Source organism: Trichocoleus sp. DQ-A2, from assembly GCF_039961915.1.
Classification (GTDB): Bacteria; Cyanobacteriota; Cyanobacteriia; order Cyanobacteriales; family FACHB-T130; genus FACHB-T130.
Map to the genome: position 1 here is coordinate 59,028 of NZ_JAMPKD010000014.1, position 17,281 is coordinate 76,308.

Annotated in this window: 16 protein-coding genes; 9 read left to right on the plus strand and 7 right to left on the minus strand. The window is 45.9% G+C overall.

Going from position 1 to position 17,281, the window contains the following annotated elements; genetic code table 11:
* Positions 1-45: 45 nt before the first annotated feature.
* On the minus strand, positions 46-3,306 hold the full coding sequence (locus NC997_RS15645; RefSeq protein WP_190529906.1) for a CHAT domain-containing protein: 3,261 nt from the start codon (positions 3,304-3,306) through the stop codon (positions 46-48).
* A 557-nt stretch (positions 3,307-3,863) separates the two neighbouring features.
* Here NC997_RS15645 and NC997_RS15650 point away from each other — a divergent pair.
* Both NC997_RS15650 and NC997_RS15655 read left to right on the plus strand, forming a co-directional pair.
* Complete coding sequence (locus NC997_RS15650) at positions 3,864-4,316, plus strand: PPC domain-containing protein (RefSeq protein WP_190529909.1); 453 nt, start codon at positions 3,864-3,866, stop codon at positions 4,314-4,316.
* 455 nt (positions 4,317-4,771) lie between these two features.
* A complete protein-coding gene (locus tag NC997_RS15655; RefSeq protein WP_199306300.1) occupies positions 4,772-5,122 on the plus strand; it encodes a hypothetical protein in 351 nt (116 codons plus the stop codon).
* Positions 5,123-5,194: 72 nt separating this feature from the next.
* On the opposite strand, the gene NC997_RS15660 is transcribed toward NC997_RS15655, so the two are convergent.
* Positions 5,195-5,872 (minus strand): uracil-DNA glycosylase family protein, encoded by a 678-nt coding sequence (locus tag NC997_RS15660; protein WP_190529911.1) that lies wholly within the window; start codon positions 5,870-5,872, stop codon positions 5,195-5,197.
* Positions 5,873-6,041: 169 nt separating this feature from the next.
* Between NC997_RS15660 and NC997_RS15665 the strand changes: the two genes are divergently transcribed.
* Entirely contained in the window at positions 6,042-7,616 is a 1,575-nt protein-coding gene (locus tag NC997_RS15665; RefSeq protein ID WP_190529913.1) for a Na+/H+ antiporter, read from the plus strand.
* Positions 7,617-7,699: 83 nt separating this feature from the next.
* On the opposite strand, the gene NC997_RS15670 is transcribed toward NC997_RS15665, so the two are convergent.
* Positions 7,700-8,527 carry a hypothetical protein gene (locus NC997_RS15670; RefSeq protein ID WP_199306301.1) on the minus strand — a complete coding sequence of 276 codons (828 nt, stop codon included), beginning with the start codon at positions 8,525-8,527 and terminating at the stop codon, positions 7,700-7,702.
* 102 nt (positions 8,528-8,629) lie between these two features.
* On the opposite strand from NC997_RS15670, the gene NC997_RS15675 reads away from it, so the two are divergent.
* The 3 genes from NC997_RS15675 to NC997_RS15685 are packed head-to-tail and all read left to right on the plus strand — an operon-like array spanning position 8,630 to position 9,268.
* Entirely contained in the window at positions 8,630-8,752 is a 123-nt protein-coding gene (locus NC997_RS15675) for a hypothetical protein (RefSeq protein ID WP_348257802.1), read from the plus strand.
* Positions 8,749-8,934, plus strand: coding sequence for a hypothetical protein (locus NC997_RS15680; RefSeq protein WP_190529915.1), 186 nt, complete (start codon positions 8,749-8,751; stop codon positions 8,932-8,934). The genes NC997_RS15675 and NC997_RS15680 overlap by 4 nt, the downstream gene beginning before the upstream one ends.
* A complete protein-coding gene (locus tag NC997_RS15685; RefSeq protein ID WP_190529917.1) occupies positions 8,921-9,268 on the plus strand; it encodes a type II toxin-antitoxin system PemK/MazF family toxin in 348 nt (115 codons plus the stop codon). Before NC997_RS15680 ends, NC997_RS15685 begins: the two co-directional genes overlap by 14 nt.
* Before the next feature lie 41 nt (positions 9,269-9,309).
* Here the strand turns inward: NC997_RS15685 and NC997_RS15690 are convergent, their stop codons facing one another.
* Positions 9,310-10,812, minus strand: coding sequence for an NAD(P)/FAD-dependent oxidoreductase (locus NC997_RS15690; RefSeq protein WP_190529919.1), 1,503 nt, complete (start codon positions 10,810-10,812; stop codon positions 9,310-9,312).
* A 231-nt stretch (positions 10,813-11,043) separates the two neighbouring features.
* Between NC997_RS15690 and NC997_RS15695 the strand changes: the two genes are divergently transcribed.
* Positions 11,044-11,520, plus strand: coding sequence for a GNAT family N-acetyltransferase (locus tag NC997_RS15695; RefSeq protein WP_190529921.1), 477 nt, complete (start codon positions 11,044-11,046; stop codon positions 11,518-11,520).
* Between the two features lie 179 nt (positions 11,521-11,699).
* On the opposite strand, the gene NC997_RS15700 is transcribed toward NC997_RS15695, so the two are convergent.
* Together NC997_RS15700 and ribBA are read right to left on the minus strand one after the other, a co-directional pair.
* Complete coding sequence (locus NC997_RS15700) at positions 11,700-12,764, minus strand: tetratricopeptide repeat protein (RefSeq protein WP_190529923.1); 1,065 nt, start codon at positions 12,762-12,764, stop codon at positions 11,700-11,702.
* A gap of 174 nt (positions 12,765-12,938) precedes the next feature.
* On the minus strand, positions 12,939-14,648 hold the full coding sequence (gene ribBA, locus NC997_RS15705) for a bifunctional 3,4-dihydroxy-2-butanone-4-phosphate synthase/GTP cyclohydrolase II (protein ID WP_339380239.1): 1,710 nt from the start codon (positions 14,646-14,648) through the stop codon (positions 12,939-12,941).
* A 162-nt stretch (positions 14,649-14,810) separates the two neighbouring features.
* Between ribBA and NC997_RS15710 the strand changes: the two genes are divergently transcribed.
* On the plus strand, positions 14,811-15,032 hold the full coding sequence (locus NC997_RS15710; RefSeq protein ID WP_190413297.1) for a helix-turn-helix transcriptional regulator: 222 nt from the start codon (positions 14,811-14,813) through the stop codon (positions 15,030-15,032).
* A gap of 869 nt (positions 15,033-15,901) precedes the next feature.
* Positions 15,902-16,963: an N-acetyl-gamma-glutamyl-phosphate reductase gene (argC, locus tag NC997_RS15715; RefSeq protein ID WP_190529927.1), complete on the plus strand. Its 1,062-nt coding sequence runs from the start codon at positions 15,902-15,904 to the stop codon at positions 16,961-16,963.
* Here argC and NC997_RS15720 read toward each other — a convergent pair.
* On the minus strand, positions 16,937-17,149 hold the full coding sequence (locus tag NC997_RS15720; protein WP_348257803.1) for a hypothetical protein: 213 nt from the start codon (positions 17,147-17,149) through the stop codon (positions 16,937-16,939). The two genes, argC and NC997_RS15720, sit on opposite strands and share 27 nt — an antisense overlap.
* Positions 17,150-17,281: the final 132 nt, after the last annotated feature.

Below are 17,281 nucleotides of genomic sequence, written 5' to 3' on the forward strand. Positions count from 1 at the left end.
GAAGAACTCCTCATTTTTAATTTTTAATTCTGCATTTTGCATGGATTACCACGGGTTGCCAATCATCGTAAAAGCTGCCCAATAATAAGGATGAGATAAATTTTGATTCTCCAGCTTCGCGAGTTCGGGCGTTAGAACCACATCCCCTCTGGGAGTTTGCAGTTTACCTCCCTGTATTCGCACTTGCCCTTTCAGCATCGCTACCTGTGCTTGCCGCAGTGCCTCCACTCTCACGGAGGCTTTTTTCAATTCTTGGTAAAATTCCGTCATCAGTCCCAAGGTGCCTTGGTCGCTGACGTACCAAAGACTTGCCAGCGCTGACTTAACCCCTGCCTGCACTGCCAGCCCAGCAAAACCCAACTCCGCCTGCTCATCACCCAGCGCAGTGCGGCAGGCACTCAAGACTAACAAATCCACCGGCGGGTCATTCCACTCAAGTTGTGGCAGTTGGTTCAAGGACAGCTTCGTGTCCCATAGCTGAATGTAGGAGTTACTCGGATCTCCTGGTTCAAATTCTGCATGGGTTGCCAGGTGAACAATTCTAAACGGTTGTAGACGGCGCTGAGTCTTGAGATTCTTGAGAGTGAAAGCATTGTTGAGGAAGGATTTACCAGGCCACAACTCAGGTGTAATGATTGATAACTCGGTTGGCACAGCGGGAAGCGGGTCTTGGTCGGGAAATTCCGATGCTCCCATTGCCAAAACTTGAGAGTTTTTTAGGTTGCGTTGGAGAGTGTCCGTTAGGCTAAGACTGGGGATCAAGCTGACGCTGTATTTCTCCACCAGAAATTGTTGACCATCATATAAAGCAGCAAATGGTACAGAACGCAACCCACTATCGGGCACGAATACGAGATTTTGGATGCCTCTAGCTTGTAAATCGCCTTCTAGCGGAGCGATTAGCCACTGATACAGTTGCTTGGCTGAGGTTAGGTAAGTGGGAGTGCGTCTGATCCGAATGACTTCCTTGCGAAATTGCTCGGCGACTTTGAGAACTTGCGTTCGCGAAGCGTATGCGCCTTGCGCTCCTCGCGAAGCGTATGCGCCTTGCGCTCCTAGCACGGCTCCCGATAACCGCTTGCGGATGGGTGGACCCTCTGCCGTTACCAGCACTACTTCCAGCTCGTCGCTCTGAGGGCTAACGGCTGTAGAGGCTGGGGTTTCCTGCCCCTGCTGAGTGTTGAGTGAGAGGGATTTTTCAGTCCCTTGTACTCTCCTACTTTCCTGCACCTCTGGGGCAATAGTTTTGGGAACAAAAGCAACATACATCAGCGCTGGTCTGACTCCCGTCTCTGTTTCAATTCTTGCGAGAGTCTGACGAGCATCAAGCAGAGAATTAACACGAGTGGGAAGATTATTAAGACCGAAATATTCGGCAAATTGACGGGTAAAAATTTCTTCGCGTTCAGTCACGACCGCGTCAATTTCAATTGCCGGGATATCCGGCGGGAGTTCTGTGGGTGGCTCCTCTTCTGGGTCGTCGATTAAGATTGTGGGATCGATTATTTGATCGGGATCGGCAGTAATTAATTGAATATTTCCCTGGGTGTCTGGCCCAGGAAAAGATTGGAAGGTCGGAATCGTGAATTGTCCATTGTTCAGCGCTCCGGCTGTCCCGTTCGTTGTGGGATTTCCAACTAAAAAAGGAACTAAATTGTTGCCGCCACTATGCTGGATAGCGATCGCGCCTCCTCCAATTCCTCCGGACGTAGAAATACTGGCAGAGATCCCATCTTGGTCTAGAAAAGTGCCCGTGGCTTTGAAAAATTGACCAGTTGCAATGTTAACGTTTCCCCCCACGCCATTCGTTCCCCCTTGGGCATTGATGGAGGCAACTTGAATATCTCCAAGCGGATCGAGGGTGACAGCTCCCCCATTCCCAATGGCTGAACTAGAGTTGATGACTCCAGCGTTGATTTCGTTCAGAGCCAAAAGCGCGATCGCACCGCCGTTTCCAGCGTTGGACGAGGAATTGATAGAACCAGCAATATTAATTGTCCCTGTCGGACTATTGGGTGAAGTAATATGGTTAATTTTGTCAAGTGCAGAAAGAGTAATTGCACCTCCATTCCCAAGATTTGATGAAGAATTTAAAAAACTTTTAATGTTAATTGAACCTGCTGTACTCGTTAGAAAAATATTGCCGCCATTACCTGAATCAGAAGTTGTCAAAATCCCATCTAAGGGCGAACTCAGGATATTAATATCCTTAAAAGCGGACATCGTTACAGAACCCCCATGTGCCCCTAAAAAAGTGGCAGAGGTATCGATTTTTCCGAGGACTGTAATGTTGTTAGCAGAAGCCAAATTCACAGAACTCCCCAGGGAGGGCAAGGAAGTTTTAGAAGTGGCTCCCTGCACCACGACATCACCAGCGTCTACCTGGATGTTAGCTCCAGACAGTTTCACCTCCCCAGTGCCGCTAACCGTTACTTTTGTCGCATTGTTAGCGCCTCCACCTGTGAGTAACTGCGGCAAAGAGAGAGGAGAAGCGATGGAGAGGGGGAGAGAAGGCGAGAGAGGTTGAATCTCTAAACTCAGCAGGTTTCCCGCCTGAGAAAGGCGAACCATCTTTTCACCTGGTACAGATGCAACCGCGATCTTCCCCCCAGGTGCCGAGAGATTACCGACGGAGACAACCGTGCCACCGAGTAGATTGAGATCCTGCCCATCTTTAACGGCTAGCTGTGCCTCGTTGACAATCGCTCCGGGAGTTTGAGGGGTGGCGAAGGCAAAGGTATTCGGCGTCCCTACCAGCGCCGCATAGCTATTAGAACTGATGGCATTAAACCATCCTGAGTCAAGTTTAATTCCAGTCGCTGTGGTAGCGGTGAAGCTTCCAGGTACGTTCAAACTAGCTCCTGCGCCAAAAACGATCCCAGCGGGGTTCATCAAGAAGAGGTTGGAATTGCCGCCAGAGACTTGGAGAAGCCCATTAATGACTGAAGGATCGCCCCCCGTAACGCGCCCCAGGATATTTTGAATGGAGGGGCTAGAAATGAAGTTGGCAATCTCACCTTGGCTAAGACCAAATTGGGTGAAGCTGTGGAACAAATTGGTCTTATCAGCGGATGTCGTGCCGCCTTGGATGTCGTATTGGGTTCCATTGGGCTTCACAATGGTGCCGGTGCCGTCAGTCGCCGGGACGATCGATTGTGCCTGCACGCTCAGAAAGCAAACGGATATTCCCAACGCCAGATGTGGAAGGGCAAAAAGCAAAAAGGCGATAGATTTTGACCTTTTCCTTTTGACTTTTCCCTTTTGTCGTGCTAGCAACAAATTAATTCTTTTGACAATTGATTTCATAAGGCCGCTCCTGAAAGGAAACACGTTCCTCAAGTCTTTAGATTTTTCAACGCTAGCTTTTGGGGCAACTTTTGCGCTAGAGGCAGTGTTGAAATGGCTACAGGCTTTTGTTTATAGTGTTTGGACAGTGTAAAGGGAGAAGTCCTCGCTCTGCGGTAAATTGCCGTATCGTCCTGTCCGCCAAAACTAATTAGGAAGGATATAAAAAGAATGGATTTCACCACCACTCAATCAATGAACAGGAGTTTGAGCGCCAACTCATCGCTTTTAGGAGATAAGCTAGTGAATTAGCCAGCTCCAGCCTGCCCATCTGGAGAAAGCTCAAGTCGGGCGGTAACACGGACAGAGCAATTACCGATCGGATTTTCCGGTTTCTTCCCAAGTGCCGGACTATCCACAAATTGCGTAAAGCAAAGCGATCGCTTCTATCGAATCGCTTCCGGGTGCCAAAGAAAGTAAACAATAAATAGTAGAAACATTCTTTGTTTGGGAAGCGGTACACCCCGCCCCGCTTTCCCCCAACCCTCAAAAGGGAAGGGTGTCCAGCGGAAATTTTTATGACTGACGCTTTTGCCCTTAGATGGCACCGCACCCTGATTGTTCCTGCCACGCTGCTGGCTCTTTGTCTGACCACTATATCAGCCAAAGCGCAAAATAAGGTGTACAGCCCAATTCCTGTACCGGCAAACAACGAAGTTTCCGACACGCTGACTGAAAAAGATATTCCGACTGGTGAGGGAGGTTTTGCTCGTGATTACGTGGTGAGTCTGGATGCTGGAGATCAGGTAGCGGTTGACTTGATCTCTGATAGTTTTGACACGATTGTGACGCTAATGTCGTCGGATGGCGCTACTGTGGCGGAAAATGATGACGGTCCCGACGGCAGCACTAACTCGCTTTTATTTTCCCGCATTACTGAGCCGGGTGATTATATTATTCGGGTTCGGGCTTTTGGGGAAACAAGCGGCGGTTCTTTTAAGCTCAAGGTAACTCGCCTAAAACCGATGTGAGTAGAAAGCAGAAGTTTTGAATTATTTGAATTATAAGTGTTGAGTTTTAAATTTAAACACTAACTCAATACTTATAATTTATGCTTCTCGAATTCGCTCAACATTTAGCCTGCTTTTCCCCGGCAAGTCTGACAATACCTATCTAACGGAAGTTTAGCCAAACTGTTAGAACTTCTTATCAGTTGGTAGCGGGAATGAGTCATCAGGAAGTAGAGGGAAGGATGATGGAGAGATGGGTACGTCTGAATTTTCGATACGTTTGCCATGTTTTCCAACCCAAGCGCGATCGCTACTTATCTCGCCCCTAATCTTCTAAGTGCAAGGAACTAACAGAAATCCAAAATTCAGCGGAGACTAATTAACTTTGGTTCTGTGAAATTAAATTTTATAGGGTAGTCAGGGGAGTCATCAATTCCGATATCCTCAATATGTCTATTCATGAATTGAGGAAATCCATGAAATCCCCTCTTAGAATCGACTCTTTGTTTTTTGCAGGAATCGGAATTTTTACTTTAGCCTGGTTTGTTTGCCATACCGAGAGTTATGTTCTGCCTTATCCTTTAATTGATACAAAATTACCTCTAGGCTTTTCAGAAGAAAAATTCTCTAGTATCCAATTAGGAATGGGCAAAGATGAAATTTTAAAAATCTTACCTGCTCCCGAACATAGCCTCGATCGTGACAATTGGAGTTCTGGTGTAGATGGTGCAGCTCTTTGGGGTGATTTTGTTTGGATTTCGTTTGAAATGTCTTTTGATAAAGAAGGCAAAGTAATAGGGAAAAAACGCTACATTAATCATGATTAACTGAATATATACCCCCTTTAAATAAATACACAGAGCGCTTTTCTCAACCATTCGATAGCTGGGGTTAATGTGTTACGGCACTATTTCAGCGAGGCGTTGCTGAAGCAGTTGGGGAAATTGGGCGTAGTATTTTTGATTGAGTGGGGAAGGATGAGGGAGTGGCAGTAGCATCACTGAACGTTGATGTATATTGCCTTCTGTGTCCTTCGCCTGAAGCGTAACTTGAATGCTGGCAGAGTAGCGATCGCTTCTTGTAAAAAACTGCTTCAATTCACCCTTAGCCGCATAAGGGGCAAACCAATTAAACGCTTCATTTCCCAAAGTGATAATTTTATCCCCTTGCCAATGCAATACCAATAATCGTTCTAAAAAGGGGCGAAATCGTTTTTTCACAGCCTCAGCGTATGCTTTGTTACCCGGTGGTTTGTAAGGCACGGTATTTGTCAGTAAAACGCGATCGAGGACAACCTGTAAATCGGTATCCTTATTGGGTTCGGTGGCTGCGATCGCACGGTACAAACCCCGACGCACAAAGCCACCAGCAGCACCGCAAAGCGGTTGACGTGCCCGTACTTCATCTTTTCCCAAATCGCGGGCAAAAAAGCATAGCTTGCTCTCTAGATTGCCTGCATAGAGAATTGGCTGCGTAGGCTCCAAACTCGCTGCCAGATACACAGGTTCATCAACGGGAAATGTTTCCCGTTGCGCTTCCTGCTGGATATCTGCAATTAACTGTTTAATGTCTGACATAACGTTTTATCTTACTTAAGATAGATGCAATAAATTATGTTTGCAAACACCAAATCTATTGAATGATACGATGTTGGCAATTTAAGAGACTATCCTATACAACGTCTAGATTAAAAGGCAAATTAAAAGCTACAGTGTTTTAACGACTAATTACGATTTGGAGTTTCCTATGGCGATAGAAACCACCCTAGATGAAGCTTCCATTAAGCAAAGCTTGGAGCAATTTCTGCTAGTGTTGTCTATTTCCTTGAGTGTGGCGACACTCTCGCGTATTTTCAGTTGGTTACGCCAAATCCCCTACACATTGCTGCTGGTAATTGTTGGGTTATTTTTAGCATTTGTAGATGTGCGGTTGGTGAATCTGTCGCCAGAATTAATTCTAGAGATTTTTTTGCCTCCCCTACTATTTGAAGCTGCCTGGAATATCCGTTGGCGAGACTTGAAAGATGATATATTTCCCGTCACTTTGTTTGCCATCGTCGGTGTCATCATCTCCGTTGTTGGTATTGCATTTCCCCTTAATTGGCTGACTGGACTTCCTCTTACAACTGCCCTCCTGGTCGGTGCTTGTTTATCTGCTACCGATCCCGTTTCCGTAGTAGCTTTGTTTCGGGAACTGGGTGCTGGCAAACGCTTAACAATGTTGATGGAGGGAGAGAGTTTATTTAATGATGGCGTGGCGGTGGTGGCGTTTACGTTGCTAGTGGGAATCCCGCTGGGAACCAATGAGTTTGCACTAGACACTACAGTTGCTAGTTTTTTAGTATTTGTTGGTGTTGGGATTGGAATTGGCAGCTTAGTTGGTTTTGAAATTTCCTACCTTACACAACGTTTTGACTTGCCATTAGTAGAACAATCACTTACGCTTGTTTCTGCTTACGGCACTTATTTGATAACAGAAGAGTTGGGTGGTTCTGGTGTAATTGGGGTTGTCACGGTTGGCGTGATTTTGGGTAACTTTGGCTCTCGCATTGGCATGAACCCGCGCACCCGGTTATTGGTGTCTGAATTTTGGGAATTTTTAGCATTTTTTGTCAATTCGATCGTTTTTCTTTTGATTGGCGATCAAATCCACTACTCCCGTCTGGTAGAGAATTTTAGTCTGATTGCAGTGACAATTGGGGCGGTATTGGTAACGCGAGCAGTTGCTATCTATGGACTCAGTGCCTTGAGCAATTGGTTAGTTAAATCTCAAATAGGTTGGCGAGATCAAACAATACTTTGGTGGGGTGGCTTAAGAGGTTCAGTTTCAATTGCCTTGGCGATAAGCGTGCCCATTATCTTGCCAGGAAGAGACGAAATTATTGATATGGTGTTTGGCGTTGTGTTGTTTACTTTGTTAGTTCAAGGTTTGACAACTAAGTGGTTTTTGGAAAGATTAGGACTGGTTGGAGATCAGCCGATACGCCAGCAATATTCAGAGGCAATTGCCCGTCGCATCGCCTTAAATCGAGTGTTGAATTATTTATTGGAAGCTGGCAAAGAATCGGAAATCGATCCGGAGTTTTATCGTTACGAGTTAAATCTGGTGCAAGGACAACTCAAAAGTATTGAGGAGGAAATTGAGAAGCTGCAAAATCAATATCCTGAGTTGCGATCGCTTAATATGCAACAACTGCGAGAAAAACTCTTAGATATTGAAGCCGACACCTACGCTGAACTTATCCGTGCAGGACGTTTGAATAATCAACTATCGCCCGTATTGCAGGAAATCCTAGCTGAATCCACGGAGGATGAAAGGTAATAAAATGGGGTACGATCGCACCCCAAACAAAACCATTTTTACCCTTTTTTCTTCCCGCTTTGTGGTTTGTTTCTAAAATCGAATCAGCACCATAATTCTTGCTGCTTTTTCTTCATACTCTTAACGTGACGCATGACAACTGCAAAAGGATTGATGCCGTGTAATATTAGCAAACTCATCCAGCAAATTGCCTTAATTTTACTAAAAGCTGTAGGTCGAGTTAACCACTCGTAAATTGCAATTCTAGCTTCATCTAGAAATCCGTAATACTCTTGTAAAATCGGAGAATCATGAAACACTGGCGCTTTTATTCCATGAACGCCGCTTACCATGTATCTTCCCATCTGGATTCTTTCTAGTTGAGCAACCTCACGATGGTATAAATCGTGATAATGAATCCGAATATTTCGGACTTTCACAGGCTCTTTCCTTACTTTAATCGGAATTAAGCTAATACAGCCAAGTTTCTTCTTTAATCTGACAACTAGAGGATTTGTTGTGCATACTGCTAAACACAACCTTACCCACGCGATATGATATCGAAATAAAGAAAATTTGTGTTGATTATCAAGATCAAAATATTTTTGATTAACTTGACTCGCACCTACGGTTAACTCGTAGTTCATATCACTAGGGGCTAGAAACTGCTCCTTTAATAATAGGAACGAATAATAAGGAACTTCGGTAGTATCGGTCTGAAATTCCAGACACTCTTTTAATCGGCGCTTTAAGTTGCATTGATATTGATAAAAAATGGTTGCTTCTAAGCGATCGCGTCTTTTATAAATAACATAACCGCGTAACAATATTTGCTTCAGGCGACGCTCAAAACGCGGATCTCTGTTAGCAGTTGTCTTCATCAACAACGCCATAGCCAAAGCCTCTTTTTGCCGCTTCGAGAGTTGTTCCATAGCTTTTCCTGAAAAATATATTTTCCTTTCAGGTAAGATATTGTAGGTGTATCTCCCTATGGCAAAGACGCACTAATTACGACTAAAGTTGCAGTTATACGGGTGATTGTGCAAATTTCTGGAGCGCCTGGAGTGATTCATTTCTCAAAACGCGATCGCATTTTGGGGAAAGGTGCGATCGCCTCTACACAAACAAAGTCCGTTTTCAAAGAAGGATCTTTATGACATCGAATCAAAATGTTGAAGAAATTAAAGCCATGATCTTCCAGCTACCAGTGGAGGAACTTGTAGCACTGATGGCAGATATTGAAGAAAGAGTGGAAACCGTTACGATGATGCAGCTGGCAGAAACAGGTTTTCAGGAGTGGAACGACCCAGAGGAAGATATCTATAATGACGAAGCCTAAGCCAGCACAAGTGTGGTTGGTGCGCTTCCCATTTAGCGATCTAACTGCCACAAAAGTTAGACCAGCTCTTGTTTTAGCAGTTCATAGAGAAGAGTTGATTATTTTGGGTATTTTCTCAAAAATGCCTGTCGATGCTTTGCGTGAAACTTGGGTTGTGATTGAAGAAGACCATCCGGAGTTTTTACAAGTAGGTCTGAAAAAAACATCTTTGATTAGGGCTGATAAGATTGCAACTGTCCATGAATCAGTATTTCAGAGGCAGTTGGGAATTTTACCATCAGACATACTGATGTTAGTACACGAAGCGCTGAAAAAGGCTCTTTGTATTTTTTAAAGTCTCGTTAAATTAAACATGAAAAAATATGTTTGTGTATTTCATAACTTTAATAAATTTGCTGTTTCTTGCGGAGTTACTAAAGTATTCGCACACAAAATTCCCGAAGCAGCAACAGCGGGAACGCCAATTCCTGGCATTGTGCTATCCCCCACGCGATACAATCCCGAAATCGGCGTTTGTGTGCCTGGAAATATCCCTTTACCAGCTGCAATTGCCGGGCCATATGTTCCCTGATAGCGGCGTAAGTAGTAAGCGTGAGTTAACGGTGTGCCAATAAGTTCTAATACAATGCGATCGCGTATATCCGGAATCACTCTCTCTAATGCACGGAATAGAGATTGCGATCGCTCTTTTTTCCTCTCCTCATACCCTTCATCTCGCCGCCATCCCTCATAAGGTTCCAACGTGTAGGCGTGAACTACATGATGTCCCCCTGGTGCAAGATTAGCATCCCACACCGACGGGATAGAAATCATGCAAGCATTCCCCGGTTCGGTAATATCTTTACTCGCATCGTGAACTACCACATGATGTCCCGTTAGATTTTCCAAACCCTCAGCACGGATGCCTAAATGTAAGTGCATGAAGCTATCAACCGCCGGGGTTTCTAAAGACTGCTGACGATAAGATTGCGGCAAATCTTCGGGGCGCAATAACTTAGTATAAGTATCCCAAAGAGTAGCATTAGAAATTACTACGGGCGCGTTAATAACTTCATCATTTTTTAACTTAACGCCTGTTACTTTTCCCGATTGAATTAGTATTTGCTCAACATGAGCGTTCAATTTTAATTCCCCATCCCAACGCTTTAAACCGCGCACCAAAGCATCCACAATTGCGCCACTTCCCCCAACAGGATACTCGACACCGGCGCGAGAACGTTCCCCCAACATAAATGCCACCTCTGGGGCAATTGTACCGTGTGCCTTAAGACCAGAAAGTAGAAAACATTCCAAGTTAATTAAGCGCCGCACCCAAGGATCTCGCACCTCTCGATCCATCACATCGCCAACAGAACCTTGGACGATTCTCAGATGCGGTAGCAGTTTCAATACAGATGGTAAATATTGCCCCAAAATTACTGGTATTATCTGCCAATCTGCTCTCAAAGCAATGGTAGGAATCCCCCGCAGCGATTCGTAAAGAGGTAGTAGACGTTTTTCAAATTGTTCTAATTCTCTTGCACCTTGAGGCGTAATTTCAGCAACAGCTTGCCGATACCGTTCAGCATTACTGTAAACGGGAAAAGTGCCTTCAGGAAAGTGATAGTGACCCATAGGATCGTAGCGAACAGCTTGCAACGACTCTCCCAGAACTTCTAACACTTGCTGTAATGGATTTAGACCGCTTTCAGGGGTGAGTCCGCAATAAAATGAGGGGCCAGAGTCAAAATGAAATCCCTGCCGCGAGAAACTGTGTGCAGCACCACCAGCGATCGCGTGACTTTCGCACACTAGCACTCGTTTTCCGTAACGGGCAAGTAACGCCCCTGCGGTTAATCCGCCAATTCCGCTACCGATAACAATTACATCGAAACTCATTTTTTGGTAATTTCTATTTGATTTATAAAAACTATTTCTTTTGAACAACCGCCGAAATACTGAGACTATAGAGGAAGAGACAAGAGCTGATTTTTTAAAGAAATTTGATTGATTTAGGAGTATCCTTTAGATTATTTTATTAATAGCTTGTGGAGCAGCTCTTTATGGTATGGCACAATCCAGAAACCAGATTACTAACAATTGCTAAACTTCTTTGTTCAGATAATACACATGATGGAGAAAGAAACCCATATCAGAGAGGCTTTTCCAGAGGAAGATTCTCTAATTGCTCAACATTTTTATCAAATGTGGCTGGATAATCATGTTCCTTCTGATTCTATTGAGTCTGACTGGCTCAACATTACGCTCCAGTTTATAGAAGGCGCTCGAAAAGAGGGATGCTACAAAGCTTTTGTGGCGGAGATTGATGGGAGAGCGATCGCTTCAGCAAGTTGTCAGCTGTTTGCTGGTCTTTACCCGCATATCCTCAAACCGGAATCTCGCAAATATGGATACATCTGGGGAGTTTACGTTGAACCGCCTCACCGCAGACAGGGACTTGCCAAGAAACTTACGCTTTGTGCGATCGACCATCTAAAATCGCTTAACTGCACAAGGGTTATCCTACACGCCTCCCCACCAGGTAAGCCAGTCTACTCTAGTCTTGGCTTTAGCGAAAGTAATGAGATGCGGTTGGATTTGCTGTAATTAAAGAGACGTATCCTTGCGAAGCGGCACACGATCTCTACCCTATCTCCTCTGAAAAAGGGTGTACAAAATTCCAGCGGTGTTTGCGAAAAATAACAACCCTGACCGACTTTCACCTCAGAACGTGGTTGGGATCTGGCAGAAGATGGGCACTGGCTCATTTCGATGACGGAGGCGGTCTATTTTAACTGTCTCAGCAATTGCAATGCCTTTTGAGAGTCAGCGGTTAATCCTTGCTCGGAGAAAAGTCGCGCAGATGCTTGTAAATCCTCAATTGCGCCTCTAGCATCGCCGGTTTCGTAGCGCAGCAGCCCCCGGTTGCCATAAGCTTTAGCAAAGTTGGGAGAAATAGAGATCGCCTCGGTATAGTCGGCAATGGCTGCTTGAGGATTGCCTATTTGCTGACGAGCGATCGCTCGATTGTAGTAAGCTGCTGCATTGTTGGGATCGCGCTGGATGGCTTGATCATAATCCGCGATCGCTTCCTTGATATTTCCCAGCCGCCGCCGGACAATCCCGCGATTGTAATAAGCTTCTACTAGATTAGGGTTCAGACCCAGAGCCTTCGTAAAATCAGCGATCGCTTCCTGGGTTTCTCCCAGTTGAACGCGAGCATTCCCCCGATTCACGTAGGCGGTGGCATCCCTAGGCTGAAGCTGAATCGCTTTGCTGTAGTCCTCAACGGCTCCTCTAGGATTTCCTAGGGCACTGCGAGCGTTCCCCCGGTTGTAATAAGCGATCGCATTTTTCTGGTCGAGATTCAGCGCCTTGGTGTAATCCTCAATTGCTTCCCCATACTTTTTTTGGTCGGCATAAACTACACCCCGATTGAGGTAGGCATCGGCATTCTGGGGATTTCGCTTTAGCAACTCCGTGTAATCTGCGATCGCTCCCTGATTATCTCCTAGCTTCCGCCTTGCCAACCCTCGGCTGTAGTAGGCTTTAGTCAGGTTGGCATCCTGGCGAATTGCAGCGGTGAAATCATTGAAAGCGCCGCTATAGTTTTCTTGGTTATACTTCTCCATCCCCCGATTGAATAATTCCTCTGCACTCGACTGAGCCACTATAAGAGTGCTAGGGAAAGAGTGCTGAGGAAAGAGTAGGGGCTGAGCCTGTGCATAGATAGCTGTCGTCCCTCCACTAAGTAAGGCGGCAGTTCCTATAACGGTGATAGCTTTATATCTGTAGTGCATCGCTTCATTACTAGAAATTACGGAATTAAGTAACTCGGTGAAAATAAACATAACTCAATAAGCCCGTTTATCGTTGATTGTTCATGGTAATTTTCAATTTTCCATGAGCGATAAACAGTCCTATCCGTTAAGTTTATTTATCCCAATCTACTTAGACGCTCATCAAGTAAAAGCTCACAAACGTTAGCTGAAAACCTTCCTAACTCTACTCAGTCCTCACTCTACTTAGCCCTCACCACTCTGAAAGCTGTAGATTTTCTGGGTTTCTAACTGATGGCAAACTGACGAAGGCAGGGTACTTGCGGGGAAGTTCTGCCGGTCTAGCTGGATTTGTAAGCCTGTCAGGGGGTCTATTCCAGTCGAAACCATAAATTCTAGATATTGCAACTGAGGCCACGCGCTCAAAGCATCCAGAATTTGCGCGATCGCTCGCACATAAGGATGTCCTGTCTGCTGATACCAATCCGGTGACGCCAGATTGGGTTGGTCAAAACCTAAGTGAACGGTTAACGATGGCGTGCCGAACAGAGCGATCCCAACAGGTCGCGTTTCTTCCTGCAACAACAAATCGTGAGTTTTTGCCAAATGCCGTAGTTTCTCTAATCGTTCGTAGCGCTTCGTGACTGACTCCGGCTCATCCTGCCAGTGCAGCGCTACGGTGATTAAATACGTCTGCAACAGCATATGACCCAGCTTTTTCGCTTTGGTCGCTAGATAGATGGAATTATAATCATTCGCCTCAATCAACAGCGGCACCCGATCCACCACCTCTAAGCCATAACCTTTTAAACCTGCAATTTTGCGGGGATTATTCGTAATCAGGCGAATTTTTTTCACTCCCAAATCGTTGAGAATTTGCGCCCCCACCCCGTAATCCCGCAAGTCAGCAGGGAAACCTAAGCGCTCGTTTGCTTCGACGGTATCCAGCCCCATGTCTTGCAACGAGTATGCTTTCAATTTATTAACCAGCCCAATTCCCCGTCCTTCTTGGCGCAGGTAAACCACAACCCCCGACCCGGCATTCTGAATCATTTTCAGCGCCGCTTGCAACTGCATGCGGCAGTCGCAGCGCATAGAACCCAAAGCGTCACCCGTGAGGCATTCCGAGTGCATCCGCACCATCACTGAGTGGTCTGAGAACTCGGCTGGGTCTCCCTTGACAATTGCGACGTGTTCGGATTGATCCAGGCTGTTGCGGTAGGCGTAAATTTGAAAATTCCCAAACTGAGTCGGCAGTTCAGCAATCGTCTCCCGGCAGACAAACCGTTCGTGGTTGAGGCGGTAACTAATTAAGTCAGCAATGCTAATAATTTTCAGTTGGTGAGTCTTGGCGTACTCGATTAACTGTGGCAACCGCGCCATCGACCCATCGGGATTTTGAATTTCACAGATCACCCCAGCCGGGTACAATCCCGCCAATCTTGCCAAATCAACACCGGCTTCTGTATGACCGGCTCGTTTCAGGACGCCTCCTTCCCGCGCCCGCAAGGGGAAAATGTGACCGGGACGGCGCAAGTCATTCGGCTGGGTTGCTGGGTTAAGGGCGACTTGTATCGTCACCGCCCTATCCTCCGCTGAGATGCCGGTACGAACTCCCATATTCGGTGCGGCGTCGATGCTGACGGTGAAGGCAGTTTGGTTGCTGTCGGTGTTGTTGCTAACCATCAAGGGCAGATCCAGTTCGTCCAAGCGATCGCCTGTCAGCGCCAGACAAATCAAACCCCTTGCATTCACCGCCATAAAATTAATCATGTCGGGCGTGGCGAACTGAGCCGCGCCAATCAAGTCGCCTTCGTTTTCCCGGCTCTCATCATCTACTACCACGACCACCCGCCCAGCCTTCAGGTCTGCCAAGGCGGCGTCAATCGCGTCAAATTTAAACGGTTGGGTTGAAGAAGCGCGATTTTGCGCCTCTTTGCTTTGAGACAATTCCACAGATTAATTAGCGCAATAAACCATAGATCCAGTATCTCTTTTTGAGAGTAGCCTGTGGGCAGCCCCCAGCGGCGCGATCGCGCGAATTCGACGGCGATCGCTCAAATTGATACTTATCGTCTGTAGACTTATCGTTATCTAAAACAACCTTCTTTCTCAATTATGGCGGCTAATCCCGAACTCGAAAAATTTGGCAAACAACTCCGAAAATTAAGAAAGACACGCGAACTTTCCCAGGAAAAATTAGCAGAATTAACCGGGTTACACCGCACTTACATCGGTGGTATTGAGCGGGGCGAGAGAAATGTTTCCCTTGTTAATATCGTCCGTTTAGCAAAAGCTTTAAGCGTATCTCCCTCCGAGTTGTTAAAACAAATTGAATAAATGAATCTCACATTATTAGTTTTTTTAAAGTTATCTCTATGAAAGTAATTCGATTGAAATACAAAATATTACCGTTTTGAGATTAAAATATAAGCTTAGAAAATGATTATATAAATAACTAAATTGAGATTCATAGATAGTAGTTTAAAAAAACTGATTTTTTTTATCTTCTATATTCTATAGCGCGGACGCCCTCAGCTATGCTCGATCGCTAAGACGATTCGTTTAAAATATCTCGTAGAAATCCCCTCGGACTGCTATAGCGCTCCAAATTGAGTTGTGTGATGTCAGCCCTTCAGCTCCCCGAATTTGTAAGAGTTGTCGAGGATCTCGCCTTCACGAATCATTTATGACTGCTATAAGTAGGAATTAAGGGAAAGAAGGATTCCCTCGCACCTTGCCTAAAAGAGAGTTAGGGCGTTAGGTTCTTCTGCCACATTTGGTTCAAGTGAGAAGCGCAATATGTCATGATATTGATTTATAACGCTAATTAGACCACGCAGCACCGCCCAAAATATCAATTGGAGCGGTGCTTTTCTATAAGGATAAATTCCCAAAAGAGTCGGTCACTCCCCGAACAGTTGCTCTAGCCAACCTTGAATTCCCCGCAGCTAACCTTGTAACCCTAAATGATGACGCTGATATTTCTACCACCAAATCTTGGTTTTAATACTACAATGCAGCAAAAGTCGCTTTCAGCCATCAGCTTTTAGCAGGACTGAGGAATAAGCAATGACAAAGAAATTCTATTCAGCAACCATTAGGGACGTGGCAATGCCGTATCCTGATCGCTCAGTACTGACTTTGGTTGACTGCGCTTTGCTGACCGCTGAGCGTTTAAAATTTAAACTTTTTAGGGAACAAGCATCATGGGTGATTTAGGGCGCGTGCCTGTTGGAATTGTTGGCGCGTCAGGCTATGGTGGTGTGCAACTTGTAAGACTCTTGATGGAGCATCCAGGAGTCGAACTGGTTTACCTAGGTGGTGAGAGTAGCGCTGGAAAGTCATTTTCCGACCTTTACCCCCATTTAGGTCATCGCGTTGACTTAAAGATAGAACCGCTTGATTTAGATACCATTGCCAATCGCTGTCAAGCCGTTTTTCTCTCTTTGCCCAATGGTCTTGCCTATCAGATGGCACCGACGCTAGTGGCGAAGGGGTGCAAAGTGCTGGATTTATCCGCCGATTACCGATTTTCCAACCCGGAAACCTATCAAGCTTGGTACGGGGGAGAACGTCAAGACCGAGAACTCGCAACTACGGCGGTTTACGGCTTACCGGAACTATACCGCGATCGCATTGCCGACGCCCAGTTAGTAGGTTGTGCGGGTTGCTATCCCACCGCCAGTTTGCTAGCACTCTCGCCGCTACTCAAGCAAGGGTTAGTCTTACCAGAAACTGCGATTATCGACGCCAAATCTGGCACCTCCGGCGGCGGACGGCAAGCGAAAACCAATTTGTTGCTGGCTGAGGCAGATAATACGCTAGGAGCTTACGGTGTTGGCGGACGGCACCGACATACCCCCGAAATTGAGCAAGTTTGTAGCGATCTCGCCGGTCACGAAGTTACAGTGCAGTTTACCCCTCACTTGATTCCAATGGTGCGCGGGATTCTATCAACCGTTTATGCCAACTTGCGCGATCCGGGGTTAGTGCGAGAAGACTTAATTACCATCTTTTCAGCTTTCTACCGTGCTTCGCCTTTTGTGAAAATATTACCAGGCGGCATCTACCCTCAAACGAAATGGGCTTGCGGGACTAATCTTTGCTATATCGGCATCGAAGTTGATCCCCGCACGGATCGGGTCATTGTCATGTCAGCGATTGATAATTTAATCAAAGGTCAAGCTGGTCAAGCTCTCCAATGTCTCAATTTGATGCTGGGTATGGAAGAAACCCTAGGGTTACCTCAACTCGGTTTTTACCCGTAGCGATCGCCTTTTAGATTTTTGGGTGTTGAGTTGGATGGCTGAGGGATCGTTTTTTCGGAGTCGTCGAATGAGCGGCTGGTGTTGGCAATCAGAGGGGCTTACTGAAGTTAGCTGCGACGAGAAAAAATTTGACGCGATCGCGCGACTCAGTAGCAGCCCAATAAAATATTGGATCGCTAGGTACATACCAAAAACCCGTTTTCTAGTCTAGAAAACGGGTATCTAAAATAATTGGCTGGCAAACAGCGATCGCTGGTTGTAGTACTTATTCACCCCTAATTCCTGGTGTAGGGGCATGGCACAAACACGCCCCTACAA